This window comes from Clostridium collagenovorans DSM 3089, assembly GCF_900130005.1.
GTDB classification, from domain to species: domain Bacteria; phylum Bacillota; class Clostridia; order Clostridiales; family Clostridiaceae; genus Clostridium_D; species Clostridium_D collagenovorans.
Window position 1 is genome coordinate 328986 of record NZ_FQXP01000004.1, and the last position, 21364, is coordinate 350349.

Below are 21364 nucleotides of genomic sequence, written 5' to 3' on the forward strand. Positions count from 1 at the left end.
CTAGGATTTGCTACTAAATTTAACTTTAAATAAGGAGAAATAAAAAAGTGTGAAATACAAAATAAGTTGACTATGGTAAAAAATATAGCAATATAAAATTGACTTAAATTAGTCAGTTTTTGAAAAGAGTAGAGGAAGAAAATCTTCTTCAAGTAAACATAATCACGAAAACTATGTATATTGTTTTATTTCAGATGGTAATAGAGCTGGTATTAGGTATTCCAGTAGGAAATGTATTTTTAAATATGTATGTAAAGGTTGCATCTACTTCAAATTTTCAATATAAAGCACATTTAACTATGGCATCTTTAATAATTTCCTTAGGAGTTACCATAGGATGTTCTTTAATTATAAATATGATAGTTTGTAGAAAGGTGAGAAAAATAGATATGGTAGAGGCATTAAAATCCGTGGAATAAAAATAATATTGACAAAATATTTAAAGTTACTATATTATAGTATCATGATAGATTTTAATATAAAGTGAGGGAATTTTGTGAGTGTTTAGTATCTAAAATAGGTAATTTAATATTAGTTCTAAAAAATGGGGGTTTTATACCTTTATTTCTTATGGAATTAATTGTTTGTAATTAAAACTATTTAAGATACAAGTCCACGAATTTGCTTCCTAAAGGTAATAGTATTACCTTTATTAGTGTCGAACTTTAAGCTGTGGGATTATGTGTCCACAGCTTTTTATTTTTGTAGAAATAAGATCTATCAGGATTCGGTGACTTGTAATGTAATAAAATTAAAGGTGGTATAAGGAAATGAACAAAACTACATTAGAGAAGTTACATTACTATGAATTAAAGGAAATAGTAAAGTTATATTGTGTTAGTGGATTAGGCAAGAGATTAATTGATAAATTAGAACCAAGTTCAAATATAAGAGTTGTTAATAAGAGATTAGATGAAACTTCAGAGGCAAGAAAGCTTTTAGATGCTTCTTATGTTATACCCTTAGAAGGGATATTTAATGTTAATCCACTTATTGAAAAGATTGAAAAGGGAGCTTCTTTAGAACCAGCAGATTTAACTATGATGTCAAACTTTTTAAGGGGATGCAGAAAGGTTAAGGGTTTCATGAAGGATAAGGAGTATTATGCACCTAACTTAAATATCTATAGTGAAAATATTTCGGACCTTAGCTACATTGAGGAAGAAATAAATTTATCAATAAGAGGGTCTATAGTGGATTCTAATGCAAGTAAAGAGCTTAAGAAAATAAGAAGGCATATTGATATATGTGAAGATAAGATAAAAGAAAAGTTAGATAAATTCCTTAAAAGTGCTGGAAATAAGGAGTATATTCAAGAATTTTTCATAAGCAAGCGTAATGAAAAGTACACTATACCAATTAAATCAGAGTATAAGAATAAGGTACAAGGAAGCATTATAGAGACATCCTCAAAGGGGACTACTGTTTTCATGGAGCCTAGTGTAATATCTCGATATACAACAGAACTTAGCATATTAAAAGCTGAGGAAAGTGTTGAGGAATATAGGATATTAGCAGTTTTAACAGAAATGTTATTTGAGAAAATAAGAGAATTAAAAATGAATATAGAGGTTATATCTGAGTATGATATGATTTGTGCAAAGGCTAAATATAGTAAAGAAGTTCAAGGCATTAAGCCTAAATTAAATGAAAGAGGATATATTAAAATTAATAAGGGAAAATATCCTCTTATTGAGAATAGCGTTCCTTTAGATTTTGAAATTGGAGAAGACTACAGAAGCTTAATAATAACTGGTCCTAATGCAGGTGGGAAAACCATAGTGCTAAAAACTCTTGGATTATTAACTTTAGCAGTACAATCAGGATTTCATATATGTGCAAAGGAAGGAACGGAGATTGCAGTGTTTAATAAGGTCTTTGTAGATATTGGAGATAATCAAAGTATTACTAATGCCTTAAGTACTTTCTCATCTCATGTTAAGAACTTAGCAGAAATAATAAAGGAAAGTTCTAAATCTACTTTATTGTTATTTGATGAAATAGGAAGTGGAACAGAACCTAATGAGGGATCAGCTTTAGCTATTGCAATATTAGAAGAATTATATCATAAGGGATGTATAACTATTGCAACAACACACTACGGAGAAATAAAAAATTTCTCAGAACAACATCCAGACTTTGAAAATGCAGCTATGGAATTTGAAAAGGAGAGCCTTGAGCCTTTATATAAACTTAGCATAGGTAAGGTTGGAAATAGTAATGCCTTATATATTTCTAAAAAGATGGGAATATATGATTCAATTTTAAAAAGAGCTAAGGATTATATGGATAGTAAAAGCTATAATTATGACTTAGTAAGCAATAGCAAAGTTATTAAGGATAAAGTGGAGAGTAAAATTGATGATATATATAAATACTCAATTGGAGATAAGGTGATTCTTTTAGACAATAATGAAAGTGCCATTGTATATAAAGAAATGGATAAATTAAATAATGTAACTGTATTATACAAAAATCAATTCATAGAAGTTAACTATAAAAGAATGAAATTAGAGATAAAAGCAAGTGAACTTTATCCAGAGGATTATGATTTAAACCAACTCTTTGTAAGTTATAAAGAGCGAAAATTAGAACGAGATATAGAAAGAGGATCAAAGAAAGCCTTAAAGAAAATAAGAAAAGAAAGCATGTAACAAAGACTTTAAGAAAAAGTAAAAAATTATAGGAATCTAGCATTAATAAATTTATATAGCACAGTGTACTTATATATTAGATATAAATACACTGTGCTAATATAACTACTCTTAATTCTATAGTTCATTCTTTTTTATGAAGAAAGCATTTTAAGAAATTACTTATTTAAAGTACCATTAGAGCCCCAACACTGGTGTTCATTGATACTTAAATATACATTGGCTTTAGGAATATTAAATTCTTCTTCAAGAAAGTCAAAGACTTTTTCAGTAAATTTAGCTTTGTATTCAAAGTCGCAACTTTTGAATAGCTGAACAATTATATAAGCAGCCTTTTCCTTTTTATCTCCTGCATGATATAAAGAGTAGTCATCATTGATTCCTATCATTAATCTAGCTTCAGTTTTACCAGGAATAATTGTAATTAATTCTCCTAATTTTGATTTTAAAGTATTCTTTTCTTCTTCATTTAACTTATTAGTAATGTTTATATTAATGTAAGGCATAGGTATAAATCTCCTTTATATTTAAAATATTAATTTGCTTATTTTATATATAATTGATAATAGCATAAATAATATAGGTATCAAAGTTATCCACCATAGAATTATAATTAAAGAATGAATTCTTTGTAACATAGAGCCCATTTCATCAGCGTGTAAAAGCTTAAACCCATAATCGCTATACCAATTATCTTTAAGGCTTTTATCCTTAATTTCATAATTATTACGTAACCATTGAACATTTTGAGTTTTTACAATAGCAACAGTTGGATCATTATTAAATGATACTTGAGTAGTATAAAGTTTTATATAAGAAAACCAACTAAATAACATCAGAATGCAGATTACTGATAAAATAGTAAGATTTTTATTGCATTTTTTCAACAGAGCACCTACTTCCGTATAAGAGTTAATATAAAAACTATAAACGTAATTATACATAGTAAGTATAAACCAAATAATACACAAATTACAATGACAATAAGCAGAATTTATATAAAGGTTTTGATGAAGTTAATAACTGTGTTAAACTTTGGCACGATATAAATATACAGTAAGGCATTTTTAAGATATTAAAAAATATATTCATGGCTATTTAGAAATATTGTTTTGAACTTACTAGTATTCGTGTATAATTAAATAAGATAATAAGGAAATATTGGATTGAATTGTAAAGAGGGTAAAGTATACTAGGGAGATAGAATACTAAGTTATATATCTAAATATAGTAGTTAATGAATTTGAGTAATAGTTTCAAGGTAATTCTTGGTAAATACCTTATGAAGTTAGAGGTTATTTGGATTTAAGAAGTTCTAAATATTATATTTAAATATAATAAAATTTGGTAATAGGTTAGAGATAGCTTTAAGGGAGGATAAAATGAGGTTTGAAGATATAAGTTATAAAAGACCTGATATAGATGGCTTTGAAAAGAAAGTATCTAAATTATTGGGAGAGTTTAAAAATTCTAAAACTTTTCATGAGCAAAAGGAAATAATTGATCAAATAAATTCGTTAAGAAATAAAGTCCTTACTATGGCTATGGTTGGAGAAATAAGGGGTCTTATAAATCTTAAAAGTGATGTGTATAATGAAGAATCAAAATACATAAACAAAAAATGGCCCATATATGACTTAGTTGGTGGAAATTTTTACAAGGAACTAATCAACTCTAAATTCAATAAGGATATAATTGATACTTATGGGGAGCAGTTAATGAATATTGCAAAATCAAGTATTAACACTATAAGAGAAGATGTATTGGAGGATTTAGAACTAGAAAATAAATTACAAAGAGATTATACGAAAACTATAGGATTGGCAAAAATTAAATATAAAGGAGAGTTGAAAACTTTAGCTCAACTTAAATATTTTTGTTCATCTGAGGATAGAGTTATTAGAAAAGAAGCAAATGAGAAGAAATATGAACTATTAGAAGCAATCTCTCTAGAATTAGATAAGATTTTAGATTCTTTAATAGAGGTAAGATCAAGAATTGCTAAAAAGCTCGGTTATAAGTCATTTGTAGAGCTTGCATATGCAAGATTGAATCGAAGTGGATACACATATAAAGATATAGAAAACTTCCGAAATTTAACAATAAAGTATATAGTACCTATCTGTAATGATCTGAAAACAAGTATGCAGGAAAGATTACAAATAGATTCTTTGAAATATTATGATGATGAAATAGATAGTATAAAATATGAGCAAAAGGATATAAAAAATACAGAGTGGATTAAAGAAAGGTTTAAAATAGTTTGTGAATCAATATCTTTAGAGACTAAAGAATTATTTGAAGTTATAATACAAAATAATTTAATGGATTTAGAAGCTAAAGAAGGAAAAGCAAAGATTTCAATGACTACTTATTTATGTGATTTTAAATATCCCTATATAATTGCCAGTTTAACAGGAATAAAAAAAGACTTCAAAACTATAGCACATGAATTTGGACATGCTTTTCAGATGTATGTATTTAATGAGAAAAATGAAGTTCCAGAATATATTTTACCTACAAAAGAAGCTGCTGAATTTAGCTCGATAGCTATGGAGTTTTTAATATGGCCATATATTAATGAAGTTATAGATGAAGCAGAAGTGTATAAATTTAATCATTTAGAAGAAGTAATCAAATGGATTCCCTACAGAGCTTGCGTTGATGAATTTCAAGAATATATTTATAGTAAACAAAAACTAACAATAAAAGAACGAAAATTAAAGTGGATACAATTAGAGAAAAAATACATGCCGAATTTAAATTATGATGGTAATAAATATTTACTACAAGGTAACTTCTGGCAACAACAGTCACATATATTTACATTGCCATTTTATTATATAGATTATGCATTAGCACAAATATGTGCTTTGCAGCTATGGTCAATATGTGAAGAAGACAACAAAAGGGCATGGAAAGTTTACTCAGAAGTTTGTAAAAAAGGAGGCAGTTTATCTTTTTTAAATTTAATAAAAGGCACGGGTATTTCTTCACCTTTTGAAGAGGATACATTTATTGATATAACGAAAGCAATTAATAAATGGATTTGTGATTATAAAATTTTAGAAAAGGCCTTTAGAATTAAAGTATAGCTAGAAATTTAGTTGTAAAGCATATTATTATTAAAATTAATAATATAGGATCGAATATGGAATTGAGAAGTCTAATATTATAAATATTTTAAATGTCTTAAAGCATGGAGTTGAAAAAAGTATAACAGTACAGGAAAAAAGGTTAGATATAGAAAAAGTTGATATATTTAAAAAAGAGACAAGTTATAAAGAAAATCGAAAAGCAATTAATATATAAAGAAAGAACCATAATTATTTTCAGAGAGTGAAAGTATTTATGGTTCTTTTTTAAAAAATATTTTAGATTTTTATATTAGATATTTATTCAATAGCTGTAGTTAATCTTCTTACTATGTAACTTATTTAGTTTCTTATGATTTAAAATTAGGTATCATTTCATTAATAATACATAAATTTATTTTTGCACAATTCTGAAGTTTTGGAAAGATTTAAATCGTTATAATTCATGCATTATTTCAAAAAAAAGGAATATTATTCAGAAAATGCTTTGGAAATTTTAAAGTATTGTAAAGAATTAAGAGAGAGTTAAGGGTAAATATGCGAAATTAATGTCGAATTTTAGGTGTTTTTTAGTGGAATATTAGTATTTGTGAACAAAAAACAAAAAAATGTTGAAAAAAACAAGAAGGTAAACTTTTACACCGTTAATCTTGGATTTGTAATAATGATTGAGAAGAGTATAATAATTTTCATGAAAAGGTAAATCCTTTTTAAACATAAAAACTTAATACATTTTAGGAGATGATTAAAATGATTGATGAAAAAGCAAGTAGTAAAGGTAAACTTAGTTTATTTGCCTTTTTCGCAATGACTGCATCAATGGTTATGACAATTTATGCATATCCTACATTTGCAACATCAGGACTACATTTAGTATTTTTCTTATTACTTGGTGGTTTCTTGTGGTTTTTACCAGTTGCTTTATGTGCAGCAGAAATGGCCACTGTAGATGGATGGCAAGAAGGTGGAATATTCTCATGGGTAGGTAATACTTTAGGAGAAAAATTCGGATTCGCAGCTATATTTTTTCAATGGTTCCAAATAACAGTTGGATTTGTTACAATGATTTATTTTATTTTAGGTTGCGTATCTTACATATTTGATTTTCCAGCATTGAATTCAGTACCGGAAGTTAAATTCATAGGGGTATTAGCAATATTTTGGATTTTAACATTAACTCAATTAGGAGGAACAAAACATACAGCTAAAATTGCAAAAACAGGATTTGTATTTGGTATTGTAATTCCTGCAATCATATTATTTGCACTAGCTATTGCTTATTTAATACAAGGAAACCCTGTAAATGTAAAAATAGGAGCAGAGTATTTGATGCCCGATTTTTCTAAGGCAAATACTTTGGTAGTCTTTGTATCATTTATATTAGCATATATGGGTGTAGAATCTTCTGCATCACATGTAAATGAATTAGATAATTCAAAACGTAACTATCCCTTAGCTATGATTATTTTAGTAGTTTTAGCTATAACATTAAATACAATTGGTGGATTAACAGTAGCAGCAGTTATACCAGAAGATCAAATTAGTTTAAGTGCTGGTGTTGTACAAACTTTCCAAGCATTAATACTTCATTTTTACCCAAAAGGAAAATTACTTGTAAAAGGAATTGCTTTATTATTAGCACTTGGTGTTTTGGGAGAAGTAAGTGCATGGATAGTTGGACCTTCAAAGGGAATGTATTCTGCAGCTAAAAAAGGAATATTACCTAAAGCATTAACTAAAACAAATAAACATGATGTTCCGATTAATTTAATATTTGTACAAGGCATAATAGTTACAATTTGGGCAGCAGTTTTAACTTTCAGTGGTGGAGGAAGCAATGTATCCTTCTTAACAGCAATGTCTTTAACAGTTGTAATTTATCTAGTAGGATATTTATTATTCTTTATTAGTTATTTTGTATTAATATTTAAGAAAAAATCATTAAAACGTTCATATGAAATTCCGGGAGGAACAGTAGTTAAAACTATTGTTGCAATAGCAGGATTATTAACATCAATTTTTGCATTAGTAATTTCATTTGTACCACCTGCAGAGATAACAGGTAAAAGTATACCTAGTTATTTAATGATATTAAGTGTTGCTTTTGTAGTAACAATTATTATACCATTTGCTATATATTTTATTGCGAAGAAAAAAGGAAGTATTAAGTCATAAAAAAAGCCAATGCTTTTCATTTATAGTAATATAAATTTTTTCGAAAATATAAATATTAATGATAAATTTTAGGAGGCTTTTAAAATGCTATTTAGTAAAACAAATGAAACCAATAGGGAAAGTAACTCAACACCAATTTTTGGATCAATCGAATCTAACTCAGAGATTCCAAAATGTAAATTAGGGATGGATTCTATTGCTCCAAATTTAGCTTACAGAATGATAAAGGACGAGCTTATGGATGAGGGAAATGCAAGACTTAATCTTGCAACTTTCTGTCAAACTTACATGGAGGACGAAGCTGTTAAGCTTATGTCAGAAACCTTAGAAAAAAATGCTATAGATAAATCAGAATATCCTCAAACTACAGAGATGGAAAATAGATGCGTCAACATCATTGCAGATTTATGGAATGCTCCAAAAGAGGGCAAATTCTTAGGAACATCAACAGTAGGTTCATCTGAAGCCTGTATGCTTGGTGGAATGGCTATGAAGTTCAGATGGAGAAATAGAGCTAAAAAATTAGGATTAGATGTGAATAATAGAAAACCTAATTTAGTTATTTCTTCAGGATTCCAAGTATGCTGGGAAAAATTCTGTGTATATTGGGATATAGAAATGAGAACTGTTCCTATGGATAATGAACATATGAGCATAGATGTAGATAAAGTCTTAGATTATGTAGATGAATATACTATAGGTATTGTAGGAATATTAGGAATAACATATACAGGAAAATTTGATGATATTAAAGCATTAAATGATGTTGTAGAAAAATATAATAGTACAACAGAACATAAAGTATATATACATGTAGATGCAGCATCAGGTGGAATGTTTACACCTTTTATAAATCCAGAATTAGAGTGGGATTTTAGATTAAAAAATGTAGTGTCAATAAATACATCAGGACACAAATATGGTTTAGTTTACCCTGGTATAGGTTGGATACTTTGGAGAGATGAAGAGTGTCTTCCAAAGGAATTGATATTTGAAGTAAGCTATTTAGGTGGTAATATGCCAACAATGGCTATAAACTTCTCAAGATCAGCGAGCCAAGTAATAGGTCAATATTATAACTTCTTAAGATTTGGACTTGATGGTTATAGAAAAATTCATGCGAAAACTAAAGATGTAGCAATGTATTTATCAGATGAAATTGAAAAATTAGGGCTATTTGAAATATATAATAATGGAGAAAATCTTCCAATAGTATGTTATAAATTAAAAGATGAAGACAGTGTACAATGGACATTATATGATTTAGCGGATAGATTATTAATGAAAGGATGGCAAGTGCCAGCTTATCCATTACCAGAGGATTTACAAAATACAATAATTCAACGTGTAGTTTGTAGAGCTGATTTAAGTCATGATATGGTAGAATTATTTATTCGTGATTTTAAAACTGCTATTAATGATTTAAATAATGCAAGAATATTAACTCATAAAAAAGACAATGAAAAAAAGGTTTATGGATTTACACATTAATCATTTAAATTTTATATAAGAAAGATATAAGGCTAGGTTCATACTATTTTGAACTTAGCTTTATTATTATATAGAAAGCATACATTAGAGTTAAGTGGACTTTTAGTATATTAGTAAACTAAAAAAGCTTTAAGTTTTCACATTTTAACTTTATAGACTAACATAAATATCTGATATTTAATATAGTGCAGCTTTTCCACTAAGTTTAACGCTAGTACCTTCCATACTACAATAAAGTGTTCCCCCTAGTAAATGCTTGATATGCAATAATGTTTCTTTTATTCAACTTATTTATCCAATATTGAGCAATATGACAATGATTAGAACCACATACAGCATAGATTTTTACAATTTAAATATATTTATTGTAAATGAATTTTATACTTTAACTGAAAGAAAAACTTAAGGAAATATTAACGCTTTTATTCCTAATGTTTTGAGGGTATAAATGCTTTAGTTAATTTAAGCATATTTGTGTAAATAAAAGAGAAATATAAAGAATTCAATGGTATAATATACTAAAAATATAAAATTAATGATTGTATTAATGCAAATGATGTAATGAAGTTATAAATAAGGTAGAGGTTATAGCATTATGATATCTAGTAAAAGACTTAAATTCAAATATATTGGAAAAGAAGATTTTGATTCACTTTGTGAAATACTTAAAGATCCGGAGGTGATGTACGCTTGGGAGCATGACTTTACAGAGGAAGATGTAAATGCATGGATTGAGAAAAGATGTGCATTGTATGAGTTGTTTGGATATGATTATTTTCTTGCTACTGATAAATTAACAGGGAAAGTTGTTGGACAGATTGGAATTTTAGATGAAATTGTAAATGGAGAACATATCACGGGTATTGGATATATATTAAAAAAAGAATTTTGGTATAAGGGACTTGCTACAGAGGGTGCGGAGGCAATGATAGAGTATGCTTTTAATGTACTTAAAAAAGATAAAATAATAGCAACTATTCGTCCAGAAAATATATCATCTTGCAAAGTTGCAGAAAGAATTGGAATGAAAATAGAAAGTAACTTTATAAAAGTATATCAGGGCAAAAACATGAGACATTTAGTATATGCTATTACTAAAGAGGAGTATATTAATAGCAAGATGATAGACAATAAAAATTAATTTGAACTTGTGGTTACATTGTAGAGTAATTTAAAAGAGGGGACATGTTTAAATGTATATGGAAATGAGTGATAAAGTTAATTTATATGTAAAAATATCTGGTGAAGGTATTCCATGTTTATTTATTCATGGAGGACCAGGAGAGGGAAGTCTTGACTTTGAAACTTTAGGTGGAAATTCTTTAGAGAATTTTATGCAGGTTATATATTTTGATCAACGAGGGTGTGCTAGGTCAGAAGGAAATGTCAATGATGATTATTCTATAAATAGAATGATTGAAGATATTGAAGAAATAAGAAAAAAATTAGGAATATCAAAGTGGATAGTACTAGCACACTCCTTTGGTGGTATTATAGCAGTAAACTATGTATACAAATACCAAAATTTTGTACATAAACTTGTTTTACTAAACTCAACACTTTTTATGGAGGATTCTCTTATAAATCAATTAGAATATGGAGCTAAGCTTTTAGCAGAAGAAAATTTACAATATGGTAAAGGTAAAACTGTCTTAGAAAGTTGGCAGAATATAATTAATAAACTTATTGAAAAAAACTTGTTTTATAAACTGCAGTATACTAATTATGAAAGTTTTTTAACTGTAAACGAGGTCAGTAATAAGATAGAAAAATTTAATACCGTTATGGCTAATCAAGCTTTTAGTAATATAGAGTACTTTAAAAGTTATTTTAACCTTACAAAGCAGATATTTAAACCTGTACTTATTATAACGGGAAATGAAGATTATGCTATTGGAACAAATCATTATAAAAATTTTGAGTTTCCTAATAAAAAGATAAAAGTTATAGAAGGAAAACATATGCTATATTTTGAGAATAATGAAGAGGTTACTAATATTATTAGAGCATTTGTTAAGTAAATAAGAAAAAATAGAATGTAGATAATTCATTATGCAATCAAGGAGATCTTAACAAAAAAAGTAATAGGGGAGGTTTATATGAATAAACCATTAGTAATAGCAATTGCAGCAGTATCAGGTGGAGGTAAAACCACAATTGTACAGGCTTTAAATAATGAGCTTAATTTTTCAAAGTCACTTTACTTTGATGAGTATGATTTTGATGAATGTCCTGATGACTTTTTTGAATGGGTACAAAGAGGTTGTAATTATAATGAATGGAACACAGAAATCTTAGTAAATGATATTAAAGAGCTATTAAGTCAACCAAATCTTGAGTATGTATTACTTGATTATCCCTTTGCATATAAAAATGATAAAGTTGCATCATATCTTGATTATACAATTTTTATAGAGACTCCTTTGGATATTGCAATGGCAAGACGAATTTTAAGAGATAGGGAAAATGAATCAATTGAGGTATTAAAAGAAGATTTAACTTATTATATTTCTAAAGGAAGAATTGCTTATTTAGAGATGTTAAATACAATAAAGCCTAATTCAGATTTTATTATTGATGGTAACTTAAGTATCGATAACCTTATAACTGAAATAGTAAAAAAAATAAAAACCTTAAATTAATAAAGTTAAACTATAGTAGAAATTTAAATAATAAACTATCTATTTGCAATTTTTATATTTTTAAGTAGATAAATTTAATTTGTATATTTGAGTTCATGAATAAATTTACTTTATATTGAAGCTAAAATATGAATTTGGAGGTTAATTATGAAAAAATGGTATGATGAGGAGTACAAATTTGAAATTGAAGTAACAGGGTTTCTTCGCAGTGACCATACAGAGAGATATTGCCGAAATGGTGAGGAAGTTGGAGATAAGTATACGTGCACCTATGGCTGTCCTGTAAATTCCCATGGACAGGGGATATGTTCCAAGGTTATGATGATTATGTTTCCAATCATGGAGGCGGTCAGAAGCGGTGGAGATTTAGAGAATATTGGTGGTAATGATAAATATAGCAAAGATATTGTATGTCCAGATGGTTGCGTCATGTTTAGACTTACAGCAAAGAAGCTTGATAATGAGAATTTTTATAAGGGAAAGTTTTTTGATTAGGTTTCATGGTTATTGTGTTAAGTTTAAAAGGTAAGTTGAACTTGCGGACTCACACATATATTTAGAACTTTACTTAAACTTCAGAGTATTAGTTTAAACTCTAATTTATGGAGGAATTATGAATAAGGAATGGTCAGAATTAAATAAAAAAATGCAGCTTCAAATAAAGAAAAAAGAAACTTTTAGAAGTGGAATTGATACATTGATAACTTTAAGAGAAAAATTGATGAAACAAATTTTTGAATTAAAAGAAATCTTAAGCATAGAGGAGTTTTATGAGATACCTTTTATAAATGCAGATGGTTATCATAGTAAGACTATTTCATATTCTTTGTATCATGTATTTAGAATTGAAGATATTGTAGCTAATTCTTTGATTAGAAAAGACATGCAGATATTTTTTGAGTATAATTACCAAAATAGAATGAATTCATCGATTATAACAACAGGCAATGAATTAGTAAAGCAAGAGATAGCAGCTTTTTCTGCTAAACTGAATTTAGATGAACTATATAAATATATTATAGATGTAGATAAGTCAACAAGAAAATTATTATATCAGTTAAATTATCAGAATATTAAAATTAAAATGACGGAACAAGACAAAGAAATACTTAGATCATTGAGAGTAGTAAGTGAAGATAAGAATTCAATATGGCTAATTGATTATTGGTGTAATAAAAATGTTCAAGGATTAATTCATATGGCATTTTCAAGACATTGGATTATGCATATTGAAGCTAGCATTCGTATTAAGAATAAAATACATACAAATTAGCCAAGTCCTATTTAGTTTATATAAAAGAACTTAAGAATAGAAATAAAAGATTAAATATGTGTAAAACAATAATTGAATTACAAAATAGGGAATTTATATGCAGATATTTATGGTTGATAAACATCGGGAATTATAAAACAATAGAAAAAATGTATTTAAGGACACAGGTATGATAGTAAAAAATAAAGGAGGGATTAGTGAGTTTGCTATCTAGGATAGACTTTCTCACTAAGTATAAATTATGTATAAAGATATATTGGCAAAGGGAGTTAAAATTAAGATCATAGGTGATAGTGTAGCTGCTGGTGCGGGGAGTTCAATGAGCTTTAAAACTGAAGAAGTTATAATGGAGGAGGATAGAAAGAAATTCTTGAAAAGAATAGCACCTAACAGTTGGTGGGGGTTATTGGAAGAATACTTGAAAGAGAATTATTATGCATGTACTATTGAGAATAAAGGATGTGGAGGAGCATATACTTATCAGATAGATAAGCATATAGATGAACTAATATCAATTGATGACAATTTAGTATTTGTTTTAATGGGGTTAAATGATCGTAAACTTATAAATGGTATGGAAGAGTTAAAGAGTAATTGCGAAGGTATTGTTGATAAATTGATTAGCAAAGGGAAAATGGTGATTTTATTAACTCCAACACCATCAGTTCATAGTAATGAGTACTACCCAAATAGGCTTTATCATACCGATGAAGTTGTTGAAATTTTACGTAGTATTGCAAAGAATAAAAATATTTTACTAGTAGATAACTATAAATATGTACTTGAGCATCTTAAAAAAAATCAAATGGTAATTGATGATATAAATTATGGTGATAACTGTATGAATGATGGGTTGCATCCATCAGATTATGTACAGAAATTGATGTTTCAGAATTTAATAGAAACCTTGGAAATATAGGAGGAAATTTTAAGTTATGGAATAGAGTAAGAAATAGAAAATAACTTATTAGACACCAAAAAGTGAATAATAAGAAAGGAGGATTTAGTGCGAGTTTGTTACTTACAATACACTCTCTCACTAAAGATAAAACATGATTTTTTTAATATCAGGAAGTTCACATACGGGAAAAACTGTATTAGCTCAAAAGCTACTAGAAAAATATAAGTATCCATACCTTTCAATAGACCATCTTAAAATGGGGCTTATACGTAGTGGACAAACTACGCTTACACCTGAGGATGATGATAAGCTAACAGAATATTTATGGCCTATAGTTCGTGAAATGATTAAAACAGCCATAGAGAATAATCAGAATTTAATTGTGGAAGGTTGCTATATTCCATATGATTTTAAAAATGACTTTTCAGAGGAATATTTAGAATCTATAGAACATGTTTGCCTTGTATTTAGCGAGAATTATATTAAGAATAACTATAAGGAAATTATAAAACATAGAAATACTATTGAAAAACGTATGGATTATGATTATTCAAAGGAATTGATGATAAGAGACAATAATAAAACCTTTAAAGAATGTAAAAAGCATGGCTGTGAATACATTCTAATAAATAAAATTTATGATATAAAATGGAGACTTAGTAGTTATTAGGTAAAGGAACAAGTGCATATGGAAGCTTCGGCGATTGTAGCTCTTACACATTATGGAGAAAATGATATATTTCATTTTCTCCATAATAAGATAATTTAAAATATGAAGATTGGAATCTAATAAGTATGTCAAATGAGGCTAATCCATTGCACAAGAATCTATCAATAAAATTACTATTCTATATAAGAAGGCTTCACCATAATCTCTATTCTCACGCAATACTTATTTTCATCTACAATAGAAAGTTCATTTAGAGGATACTCCTCATAAGCATCACTACATATTTCAAGATTATTTTCCTTTATAAAAGAAAGCAATTTTTTATACAAATCATCAGACTTACCATAAGCACATCTTCCATAAATTACTGCATATTTTCCTTTAGGCTTATAAGAATTTTCACTGTTTTCAAGTTTGAAAAAATACCTTGAGGCTACTAAAGGTTGATTAGATGCAAGATTATCTTTACTTACAATACTACCTAAGGGGTATCCTAATTCAAAACCATTATTATAGGCAAAGTCATAAAAAGAAATAAAAGAATCATCAGTATATGGATCTGTAAGAATTGGACCTAATAAAATAGGTTCTTTCTTTTTATATTCTATAAATATACCTTCTTCTTCATATTTAAGTGCAGTATCAGCCATATTGGTATAAAGTCTCATAATTTCTAAAGTAATTTGAAGTTTTTTTATTTCCTCTAATATATGAGTTTCTTGATCCTTAAATAATGAAAACATTTTTTCAGGAGTACGATTTTCAATATATTTTCTTATTTCATCAATACCAATACCAATTTCTCTAAGAGAAATTATTAAGTATGCAGTATTAAGTTGACTTCTAGTATAGTAGCGATACCCATTTTCACCTCTAAACTCTGGTGAAAGCAATTTAATTTGATCATAATATCTTAGATTTTCAGATTTAATACCAGTTATACGAGAAAATTCGCTAATTGGCATATGAGATTTATCTTTCATAATTGCCTCCCAATATATATCCTATTGACATTAAAGTTACTTTAAGGTTTATAATACACCTTAAAAGGAAATTCTACAAACTTATTTAGGTAATGGAGGCAACATATGAAGTATTTAAAGCAATTCCTAAAAGAGAAGAAAGGGAAAGTAGTATTAACACTAAGTCTACTTTTAGGACAAGCAATAGGAACACTACTAATACCATTTTTAATCGCTAACATTGTAGATAATGGTATTTTAAAAGGAGACATAACTGAAATTCTTAAAATCGGAGGGGTAATGTTAGTAGTTATACTTATTACAACTTCTGTGGCAACTTTAGGAAGTTATTATTCTGCAGATTTAGCAGCAGGTTTAGGTTATGAAATGAGAGATAAGATTTTTCGTAAAAGTCAGGAATTATCTATTCACAATTTTGATACGATAGGTATTTCATCTATGATTACGCGTACAACTTCAGATATTTCTAACTTACAACAAACCTTTGGGTTAGCATTACAACTTATAATTCCAGCACCATTTTTAATAGTTTCATCAATAATTATGACATCAAATATAAGTAAGACATTAGCAGTGGTGCTGATTGTATCAATTATAATATTTATAATTTTAGCTTGGATAATAGTAAAAAAATCAATCTTTATTTCTACAAGAGTTCAAAAGAAATTAGATCATATTAATCAAGTAATAAGAGAAAATATTACAGGAATTAGAGTTATTCGTGCTTTCGGAAATGAAAGGTATGAAGAAAATAGAGCAGGTGATTCATATAAGGAATACTCTATAGATATGATTAAGTTAAATAAATTATTTGCCATACTTAATCCAATTATATGGTTGATTATTGGATTATCTATGGTAGTTATGCTTTGGTTTGGTGGTTTGTTTTCTATGCAAGGAACAATGGAGATAGGGCAAATAACAGCGGTTATTGAATATGCAATTATTACTCTTAGTTATTTAATACTTGCTACATCAACAAGTGTTACACTGCCTAAAATGGTTTCATGTTTTAATCGTATTGAAGAGGTTTTAGAAATTACTCCAGAGATTCAAGATTCAGTTACTAAAGATGAGGTTATAAATAAAGAAGCTCCAGCTTTAAGTTTTGAAAATGTATCATTTTATTATCATGGTGCTGAAGAACCAGTTATTAAAGATTTATCTTTTTCATGTAATGAAGGTGAAACTATTGCTATTATAGGAAGTACTGGATCAGGTAAAAGCACTATTGCTAATCTTATTTTAAGGTTACATGATATTAGTAATGGAAAAATCTCTATAAAAGGAGTTAATATAAAGAATTTTACTCAAAAGGATTTAAGAAATAAAGTGGGATATGTTCCTCAAAAGGCTTTACTATTTAGTGGAACAATTGAAAGTAATTTAAGAATGGGTAATGAAAAAGCAACAATTAATGAAATTAAAAAGGCTCTTAATATTTCTCAATCAGAAGCTTTTGTAAATAAACTGTCATCGGGTCTAGAATCTTCAGTATCTCAAGGGGGATCTAATTTTTCAGGAGGTCAAAAGCAACGTTTAGCTATTGCTAGAGCGCTTGTAAGAGAAGCTGAAATATATATTTTTGATGATAGCTTTTCTGCACTTGATTTAAAGACAGATTTAGCTCTGCGAAAATCTCTTAAAGAAAATATGACAAAAGCAGTTAAGCTAATAATAGCACAAAGAGTAAGTACTATTATGGATGCAGATAAAATTCTTGTATTAGATGAAGGAGAATTAGTTGGATTTGGAAAACATGAAGAATTAATAGAAAAATGTTCTGTATATCAGGCAATTGCTAAAAGTCAGATGAATATATAGGTAGGTGTGATTTTATGAAAAAAGATAAAGATAAAGATATAGATATAAAGGACCTTGGTGAAGATATACCTAAAAACACAAAGAAGACTATTAAAAGGTTAATGATAAGATTAAAGGATCAAAAAAATAAGCTAATAGTTGTAGGTGTATCTGCATTACTTGGAAGTGTAGCTTATGCAGTTATGCCATTAATAATTGGTAGTGCAATAGATAATTTACTTAAAGGAATTCAAAGTTTAGATGGAAGTGTAAGTGCAATATCAATGATTATAGAAGTACTAACAATTCCAATAGTATTGTTAGTAGCTGTTACAATTATAAGTAGTTTATTATCCTATATACAACAATACATTATAGCTAGTATAGGTGAAAATTTAACATATTCATTACGGAAAGAAATAAGCAATAAGATAAACAAATTACCACTTAAATATTTTGATTCTCATAAAACAGGGGATGTAATGAGTAGAATAACTACAGATCTTGAAAAAGTATCACAAGTTATGCAGGTTGGATTTATGCAATTTATCTCATCTACTTTTACAATAGCACTTACAGTTATTGCAATGCTTCTTTTAAATATAAAGCTATCTTTATTAATATTTATATTTATAGGAATTAGTGCATTTGCAACTAATTATGTATCAAAGTTAAGTCAAAGATATTATGCAGAGAATTTCGCTGTTATGGGTGAGTTAACTGGTAAAGTAGAGGAAGTATATTCAGGGAATGCTATTATTAAAGTCTTTAATAAGCAAAAAGATGTTGTGAGTGAAATGGTAGAGCTTAATAAAAAACAATTTGAAGTAAATAGAAAAGCTCAATTTGTTGACTTTGCAATATATCCAACTATAAGGTTTTTAAGTCAGTTAGGCTTTATATCTACAGCTATTATAGGGGGAATTATGACACTAAATGGCTATATTACATTGGGTGGAATTCAAGCATTTTTACAATATGTAAATCAAGTTTCAGAACCAGTTACTCAAGCATCCTATGTTATTATGTCTCTACAATCGGCTATTGCTGGAGCTGAAAGAGTATTTGAGTTATTAGATGAAGAAGAGGAAGTTAAGGATAGTGAGTATTCCTTAGGTAAAACACCTATAACTGAAGGAAAAGTTAACTTTAAAAATGTTAAGTTTGGATATACAAGTGAAAAAACTTTAATTAGTAACTTGAATCTTGAGGTAAAGCCAAATGAAATGGTAGCCATTGTAGGACCGACGGGGGGCGGAAAAACCACATTAATTAATTTAATTATGCGTTTTTATGAGTTAAATGGAGGATCTATTTCAATAGATGGTACTAACATAACTCATATTCCACGTAATGAGCTTAGAAGACAAATTGGAATGGTACTCCAAGATACGTGGCTTTTTAAAGGTACGGTAGCAGAAAATATTGCTTATGGTAATATGAATGCAACACGTGAAGATATTGTTGCAGCAGCAAAAGCAGCTTGTTGTGATCACTTTATTCGTACTTTAGAACATGGATATGATACTGTTATATCTAGTGAAATAGCTAACGTTTCTCAAGGACAAATGCAGCTATTAACTATAGCAAGAGCTATGTTAACTAATCCAAGCATAATGATATTAGATGAAGCAACTTCAAGTGTAGATACTAGAACAGAAGTGGAAATTCAAAAAGCTCTATCAAGACTTATGAAAGATAAAACGAGTTTTGTTATAGCTCATAGATTGTCTACTATTCAAAATGCAGACATGATTTTAGTTGTAAAAGATGGTGATATAGTAGAAAGAGGAAATCATAAAAATTTATTGAAGCAAAATGGTTTTTATGCTTCGTTGTATTATAGTCAGTTTGAAGTAGCAAATTAAAATATAATAAAAGTTTAAAAAGGAAACCTATAAGGTTTCCTTTTTTATCTAACTTGTAAATTTAAATTCTTTATAAATCATAGCCATATAAGAAGATATCTAAACTTTCATTTAAAGAGTCGAAGTATACTTCTTTTGAGTTTAGACGTTTAAAATTTTGGCTATCATAAAATCCATAGTTACAACGAGTATCTGTATATAGGTAAAGCTTTTTAACATCCATGCTTTTCATGTAGGAGAATAATTGTTTTACTAGTGTTTTACCAACTCCAAGTCCTCTAGATTCTTCTGATACAATAAACAATTGTATGCAACCTTGAAAGTCATCTTTTTTACCTTTTATTATTTCTTTGTATGCATCATCAATTTTTGAAAACTCTTTAAGCGATTTTTTGTTATCACTTTTACTAAAGATTGCTTTAATTCCATTTTTAGCAATACTAAAAAGATTATGAGCTTTCCTTAAGTGATGCTTGTCCTTTTTAGCATCACCAAGTATAAGTCCTATTACGTTATTATCTTTTACAGCTACCTTACCAAAGGTGCTTCCTAAGATACAATTTTGTAAATAAAGGTTTAAAACTGAATCTAAAAATTTTTTGTCCTTTATAAATTGATTAAAGCCAAAGGCACTTCCTATTAGTTCCTTAAGTCTTTCATAATCCTCTTTAACTAAATCTCTGTATATTACATTATTGATTTTCATAACATTATCATCCTTTCATATAACAAATTTTAAGTTCAATACTTTTGGTAAATACTTTATAATGATAATAATGTCTCCCCTAAAGGGAGTGTCAAGAGGAATGTTATAATGAAGAAAATTAAATTTTATAGATGGAGGTGGAGTTTAGTGAGAGAATATTAAAAATGTGTTTTCTCATTAAATATTGAATATGGATAATTTATTTTCTATTGGAGAGGTTTCTAAGATAAAGGATATTACAATAAAAGCCTTAAGATATTATCATAAGGTAGGAATATTGGTTCCTAGCTACATAGATGAAGAAACGGGGTATAGATATTATTCAATAGATCAGTTTGTTTATATAGATATTATAAAAGGATGTAGAGCATTGGGAACTAGCATAGCTGAACTTCAGGAGATTTTTAAGGATTGTGACACAGAGAGGTTACTTAAATTCTTAGAGCAAAAAAGAAAGGAAGCACAAGATAACATAATTAAGATGAAGGAAATAATAAAGAATATTGATGTTCTAAATAATAGTGTAAAAAACTCTAAGGATATTTTAAATAATGAAGAAATTGAAATTAAATATTTTGAAGAGAGAAAGATACTTGTAGTGCCTTGTAAAGAAGCAGGAGAACTAAAGGAACTATTGTATTATTCTGAGCTAGAAAAGCTTTTGCAAGATAAAAAGGACAAAATGTCTATGGAAAGGGGCATATTGTACTCTGCTAATAGAGAGGGTAAGGTAGAACCACTTTATGTTTTTAATGGTTTTAAAGAAGAAGTAAATCTAGAAAATGAAGAAAATATAAGTATACTACCAAAGGGAAAATATTTAACTCTAGTTTATAGTAAGGAAAATGAGGATGAAAGGGTTAAGAAGATAATCGATTATGTAAAGAGCAAGGATTTAGACATTAAAATATTAATCGAACTAGAATTATATAATGACCTTTTTAATACTAAATCCTATAGTTGTCAACTTCAAGTTTATATTGGAAAGTGATTATTACAGAACTGTAAGTTTTCTTGAAAGCTTTAAGAAAGGGAAGGATTTTATACTTAAGTTATAGTAAAGAGAAATTATAATTAACATAAGAAATGGGAGGATATATTTT

At 28.0% G+C, this 21364-nt stretch carries 19 protein-coding genes; 15 read left to right on the forward strand and 4 right to left on the reverse strand.

Annotated elements, in window-relative coordinates:
- Nucleotides 1–119: 119 nt before the first annotated feature.
- The gene (locus BUA48_RS05940; RefSeq protein ID WP_143147670.1) at nt 120–419 is read left to right on the forward strand and encodes an FtsX-like permease family protein; all 300 of its coding nucleotides are present in this window, start codon (nt 120–122) and stop codon (nt 417–419) included.
- Nucleotides 420–770: 351 nt separating this feature from the next.
- Nucleotides 771–2654: an endonuclease MutS2 gene (locus tag BUA48_RS05945; protein ID WP_072831069.1), complete on the forward strand. Its 1884-nt coding sequence runs from the start codon at nt 771–773 to the stop codon at nt 2652–2654.
- Nucleotides 2655–2812: 158 nt separating this feature from the next.
- Here BUA48_RS05945 and BUA48_RS05950 read toward each other — a convergent pair whose 3' ends face one another.
- Entirely contained in the window at nt 2813–3160 is a 348-nt protein-coding gene (locus BUA48_RS05950) for a phenylpyruvate tautomerase MIF-related protein (protein WP_072831071.1), read from the reverse strand.
- A gap of 21 nt (nt 3161–3181) precedes the next feature.
- Complete coding sequence (locus BUA48_RS05955; protein ID WP_072831073.1) at nt 3182–3541, reverse strand: hypothetical protein; 360 nt, start codon at nt 3539–3541, stop codon at nt 3182–3184.
- Between the two features lie 495 nt (nt 3542–4036).
- Here BUA48_RS05955 and BUA48_RS05960 point away from each other — a divergent pair, with 495 nt between their 5' ends.
- The 10 genes from BUA48_RS05960 to BUA48_RS06005 all read left to right on the forward strand — a co-directional run bounded on the left by BUA48_RS05960 (nt 4037) and on the right by BUA48_RS06005 (nt 14901).
- The gene (locus BUA48_RS05960) at nt 4037–5749 is read left to right on the forward strand and encodes a M3 family oligoendopeptidase (protein WP_072831075.1); all 1713 of its coding nucleotides are present in this window, start codon (nt 4037–4039) and stop codon (nt 5747–5749) included.
- A 753-nt stretch (nt 5750–6502) separates the two neighbouring features.
- Complete coding sequence (gene gadC, locus BUA48_RS05965) at nt 6503–7924, forward strand: glutamate/gamma-aminobutyrate antiporter (RefSeq protein WP_341465242.1); 1422 nt, start codon at nt 6503–6505, stop codon at nt 7922–7924.
- Nucleotides 7925–8008: 84 nt separating this feature from the next.
- Nucleotides 8009–9415 carry a glutamate decarboxylase gene (gene gad / locus BUA48_RS05970; RefSeq protein ID WP_072831079.1) on the forward strand — a complete coding sequence of 469 codons (1407 nt, stop codon included), beginning with the start codon at nt 8009–8011 and terminating at the stop codon, nt 9413–9415.
- Between the two features lie 595 nt (nt 9416–10010).
- Nucleotides 10011–10556 (forward strand): GNAT family N-acetyltransferase, encoded by a 546-nt coding sequence (locus BUA48_RS05975; RefSeq protein WP_072831081.1) that lies wholly within the window; start codon nt 10011–10013, stop codon nt 10554–10556.
- Between the two features lie 52 nt (nt 10557–10608).
- Nucleotides 10609–11436, forward strand: coding sequence for an alpha/beta hydrolase (locus BUA48_RS05980; RefSeq protein ID WP_072831083.1), 828 nt, complete (start codon nt 10609–10611; stop codon nt 11434–11436).
- A 78-nt stretch (nt 11437–11514) separates the two neighbouring features.
- On the forward strand, nt 11515–12057 hold the full coding sequence (locus BUA48_RS05985; protein ID WP_072831085.1) for a nucleoside/nucleotide kinase family protein: 543 nt from the start codon (nt 11515–11517) through the stop codon (nt 12055–12057).
- 147 nt (nt 12058–12204) lie between these two features.
- A complete protein-coding gene (locus BUA48_RS05990) occupies nt 12205–12552 on the forward strand; it encodes a TIGR04076 family protein (RefSeq protein WP_072831087.1) in 348 nt (115 codons plus the stop codon).
- A 118-nt stretch (nt 12553–12670) separates the two neighbouring features.
- A complete protein-coding gene (locus BUA48_RS05995; protein WP_072831089.1) occupies nt 12671–13330 on the forward strand; it encodes a phage head-tail adapter protein in 660 nt (219 codons plus the stop codon).
- A gap of 241 nt (nt 13331–13571) precedes the next feature.
- Entirely contained in the window at nt 13572–14249 is a 678-nt protein-coding gene (locus BUA48_RS06000) for an SGNH/GDSL hydrolase family protein (protein WP_072831090.1), read from the forward strand.
- 133 nt (nt 14250–14382) lie between these two features.
- Complete coding sequence (locus tag BUA48_RS06005) at nt 14383–14901, forward strand: nucleoside/nucleotide kinase family protein (protein WP_072831092.1); 519 nt, start codon at nt 14383–14385, stop codon at nt 14899–14901.
- 173 nt (nt 14902–15074) lie between these two features.
- Here BUA48_RS06005 and BUA48_RS06010 read toward each other — a convergent pair whose 3' ends face one another.
- Nucleotides 15075–15884 carry a MerR family transcriptional regulator gene (locus BUA48_RS06010; RefSeq protein ID WP_072831095.1) on the reverse strand — a complete coding sequence of 270 codons (810 nt, stop codon included), beginning with the start codon at nt 15882–15884 and terminating at the stop codon, nt 15075–15077.
- Between the two features lie 105 nt (nt 15885–15989).
- Here BUA48_RS06010 and BUA48_RS06015 point away from each other — a divergent pair, with 105 nt between their 5' ends.
- Both BUA48_RS06015 and BUA48_RS06020 read left to right on the forward strand, forming a co-directional pair.
- Entirely contained in the window at nt 15990–17708 is a 1719-nt protein-coding gene (locus BUA48_RS06015) for an ABC transporter ATP-binding protein (RefSeq protein WP_072831097.1), read from the forward strand.
- A gap of 14 nt (nt 17709–17722) precedes the next feature.
- Nucleotides 17723–19555 (forward strand): ABC transporter ATP-binding protein, encoded by a 1833-nt coding sequence (locus BUA48_RS06020; protein ID WP_072831099.1) that lies wholly within the window; start codon nt 17723–17725, stop codon nt 19553–19555.
- Nucleotides 19556–19625: 70 nt separating this feature from the next.
- Here BUA48_RS06020 and BUA48_RS06025 read toward each other — a convergent pair whose 3' ends face one another.
- The gene (locus tag BUA48_RS06025; protein WP_207647617.1) at nt 19626–20261 is read right to left on the reverse strand and encodes a GNAT family N-acetyltransferase; all 636 of its coding nucleotides are present in this window, start codon (nt 20259–20261) and stop codon (nt 19626–19628) included.
- Nucleotides 20262–20451: 190 nt separating this feature from the next.
- Between BUA48_RS06025 and BUA48_RS06030 the strand changes: the two genes are divergently transcribed.
- Entirely contained in the window at nt 20452–21252 is an 801-nt protein-coding gene (locus BUA48_RS06030; RefSeq protein WP_072831225.1) for a MerR family transcriptional regulator, read from the forward strand.
- Nucleotides 21253–21364: the final 112 nt, after the last annotated feature.

What these genes read in the sequence shown, in the direction of transcription:
- BUA48_RS05980 (WP_072831083.1), top strand. Translation starts at nt 10,609, where the DNA reads ATGTATATGGAAATGAGTGATAAAGTTAATTTATATGTAAAAATATCT.
- BUA48_RS06020 (WP_072831099.1), top strand. Translation starts at nt 17,723, where the DNA reads ATGAAAAAAGATAAAGATAAAGATATAGATATAAAGGACCTTGGTGAA.
- BUA48_RS05995 (WP_072831089.1), top strand. Translation starts at nt 12,671, where the DNA reads ATGAATAAGGAATGGTCAGAATTAAATAAAAAAATGCAGCTTCAAATA.
- BUA48_RS05975 (WP_072831081.1), top strand. Translation starts at nt 10,011, where the DNA reads ATGATATCTAGTAAAAGACTTAAATTCAAATATATTGGAAAAGAAGAT.
- BUA48_RS06000 (WP_072831090.1), top strand. Translation starts at nt 13,572, where the DNA reads ATGTATAAAGATATATTGGCAAAGGGAGTTAAAATTAAGATCATAGGT.
- BUA48_RS06010 (WP_072831095.1), bottom strand. Translation starts at nt 15,884, where the DNA reads ATGAAAGATAAATCTCATATGCCAATTAGCGAATTTTCTCGTATAACT.
- BUA48_RS05985 (WP_072831085.1), top strand. Translation starts at nt 11,515, where the DNA reads ATGAATAAACCATTAGTAATAGCAATTGCAGCAGTATCAGGTGGAGGT.
- BUA48_RS05950 (WP_072831071.1), bottom strand. Translation starts at nt 3,160, where the DNA reads ATGCCTTACATTAATATAAACATTACTAATAAGTTAAATGAAGAAGAA.
- gad (WP_072831079.1), top strand. Translation starts at nt 8,009, where the DNA reads ATGCTATTTAGTAAAACAAATGAAACCAATAGGGAAAGTAACTCAACA.
- BUA48_RS06005 (WP_072831092.1), top strand. Translation starts at nt 14,383, where the DNA reads ATGATTTTTTTAATATCAGGAAGTTCACATACGGGAAAAACTGTATTA.
- BUA48_RS06015 (WP_072831097.1), top strand. Translation starts at nt 15,990, where the DNA reads ATGAAGTATTTAAAGCAATTCCTAAAAGAGAAGAAAGGGAAAGTAGTA.
- BUA48_RS06030 (WP_072831225.1), top strand. Translation starts at nt 20,452, where the DNA reads ATGGATAATTTATTTTCTATTGGAGAGGTTTCTAAGATAAAGGATATT.
- BUA48_RS05990 (WP_072831087.1), top strand. Translation starts at nt 12,205, where the DNA reads ATGAAAAAATGGTATGATGAGGAGTACAAATTTGAAATTGAAGTAACA.
- BUA48_RS06025 (WP_207647617.1), bottom strand. Translation starts at nt 20,261, where the DNA reads ATGAAAATCAATAATGTAATATACAGAGATTTAGTTAAAGAGGATTAT.
- BUA48_RS05960 (WP_072831075.1), top strand. Translation starts at nt 4,037, where the DNA reads ATGAGGTTTGAAGATATAAGTTATAAAAGACCTGATATAGATGGCTTT.
- BUA48_RS05945 (WP_072831069.1), top strand. Translation starts at nt 771, where the DNA reads ATGAACAAAACTACATTAGAGAAGTTACATTACTATGAATTAAAGGAA.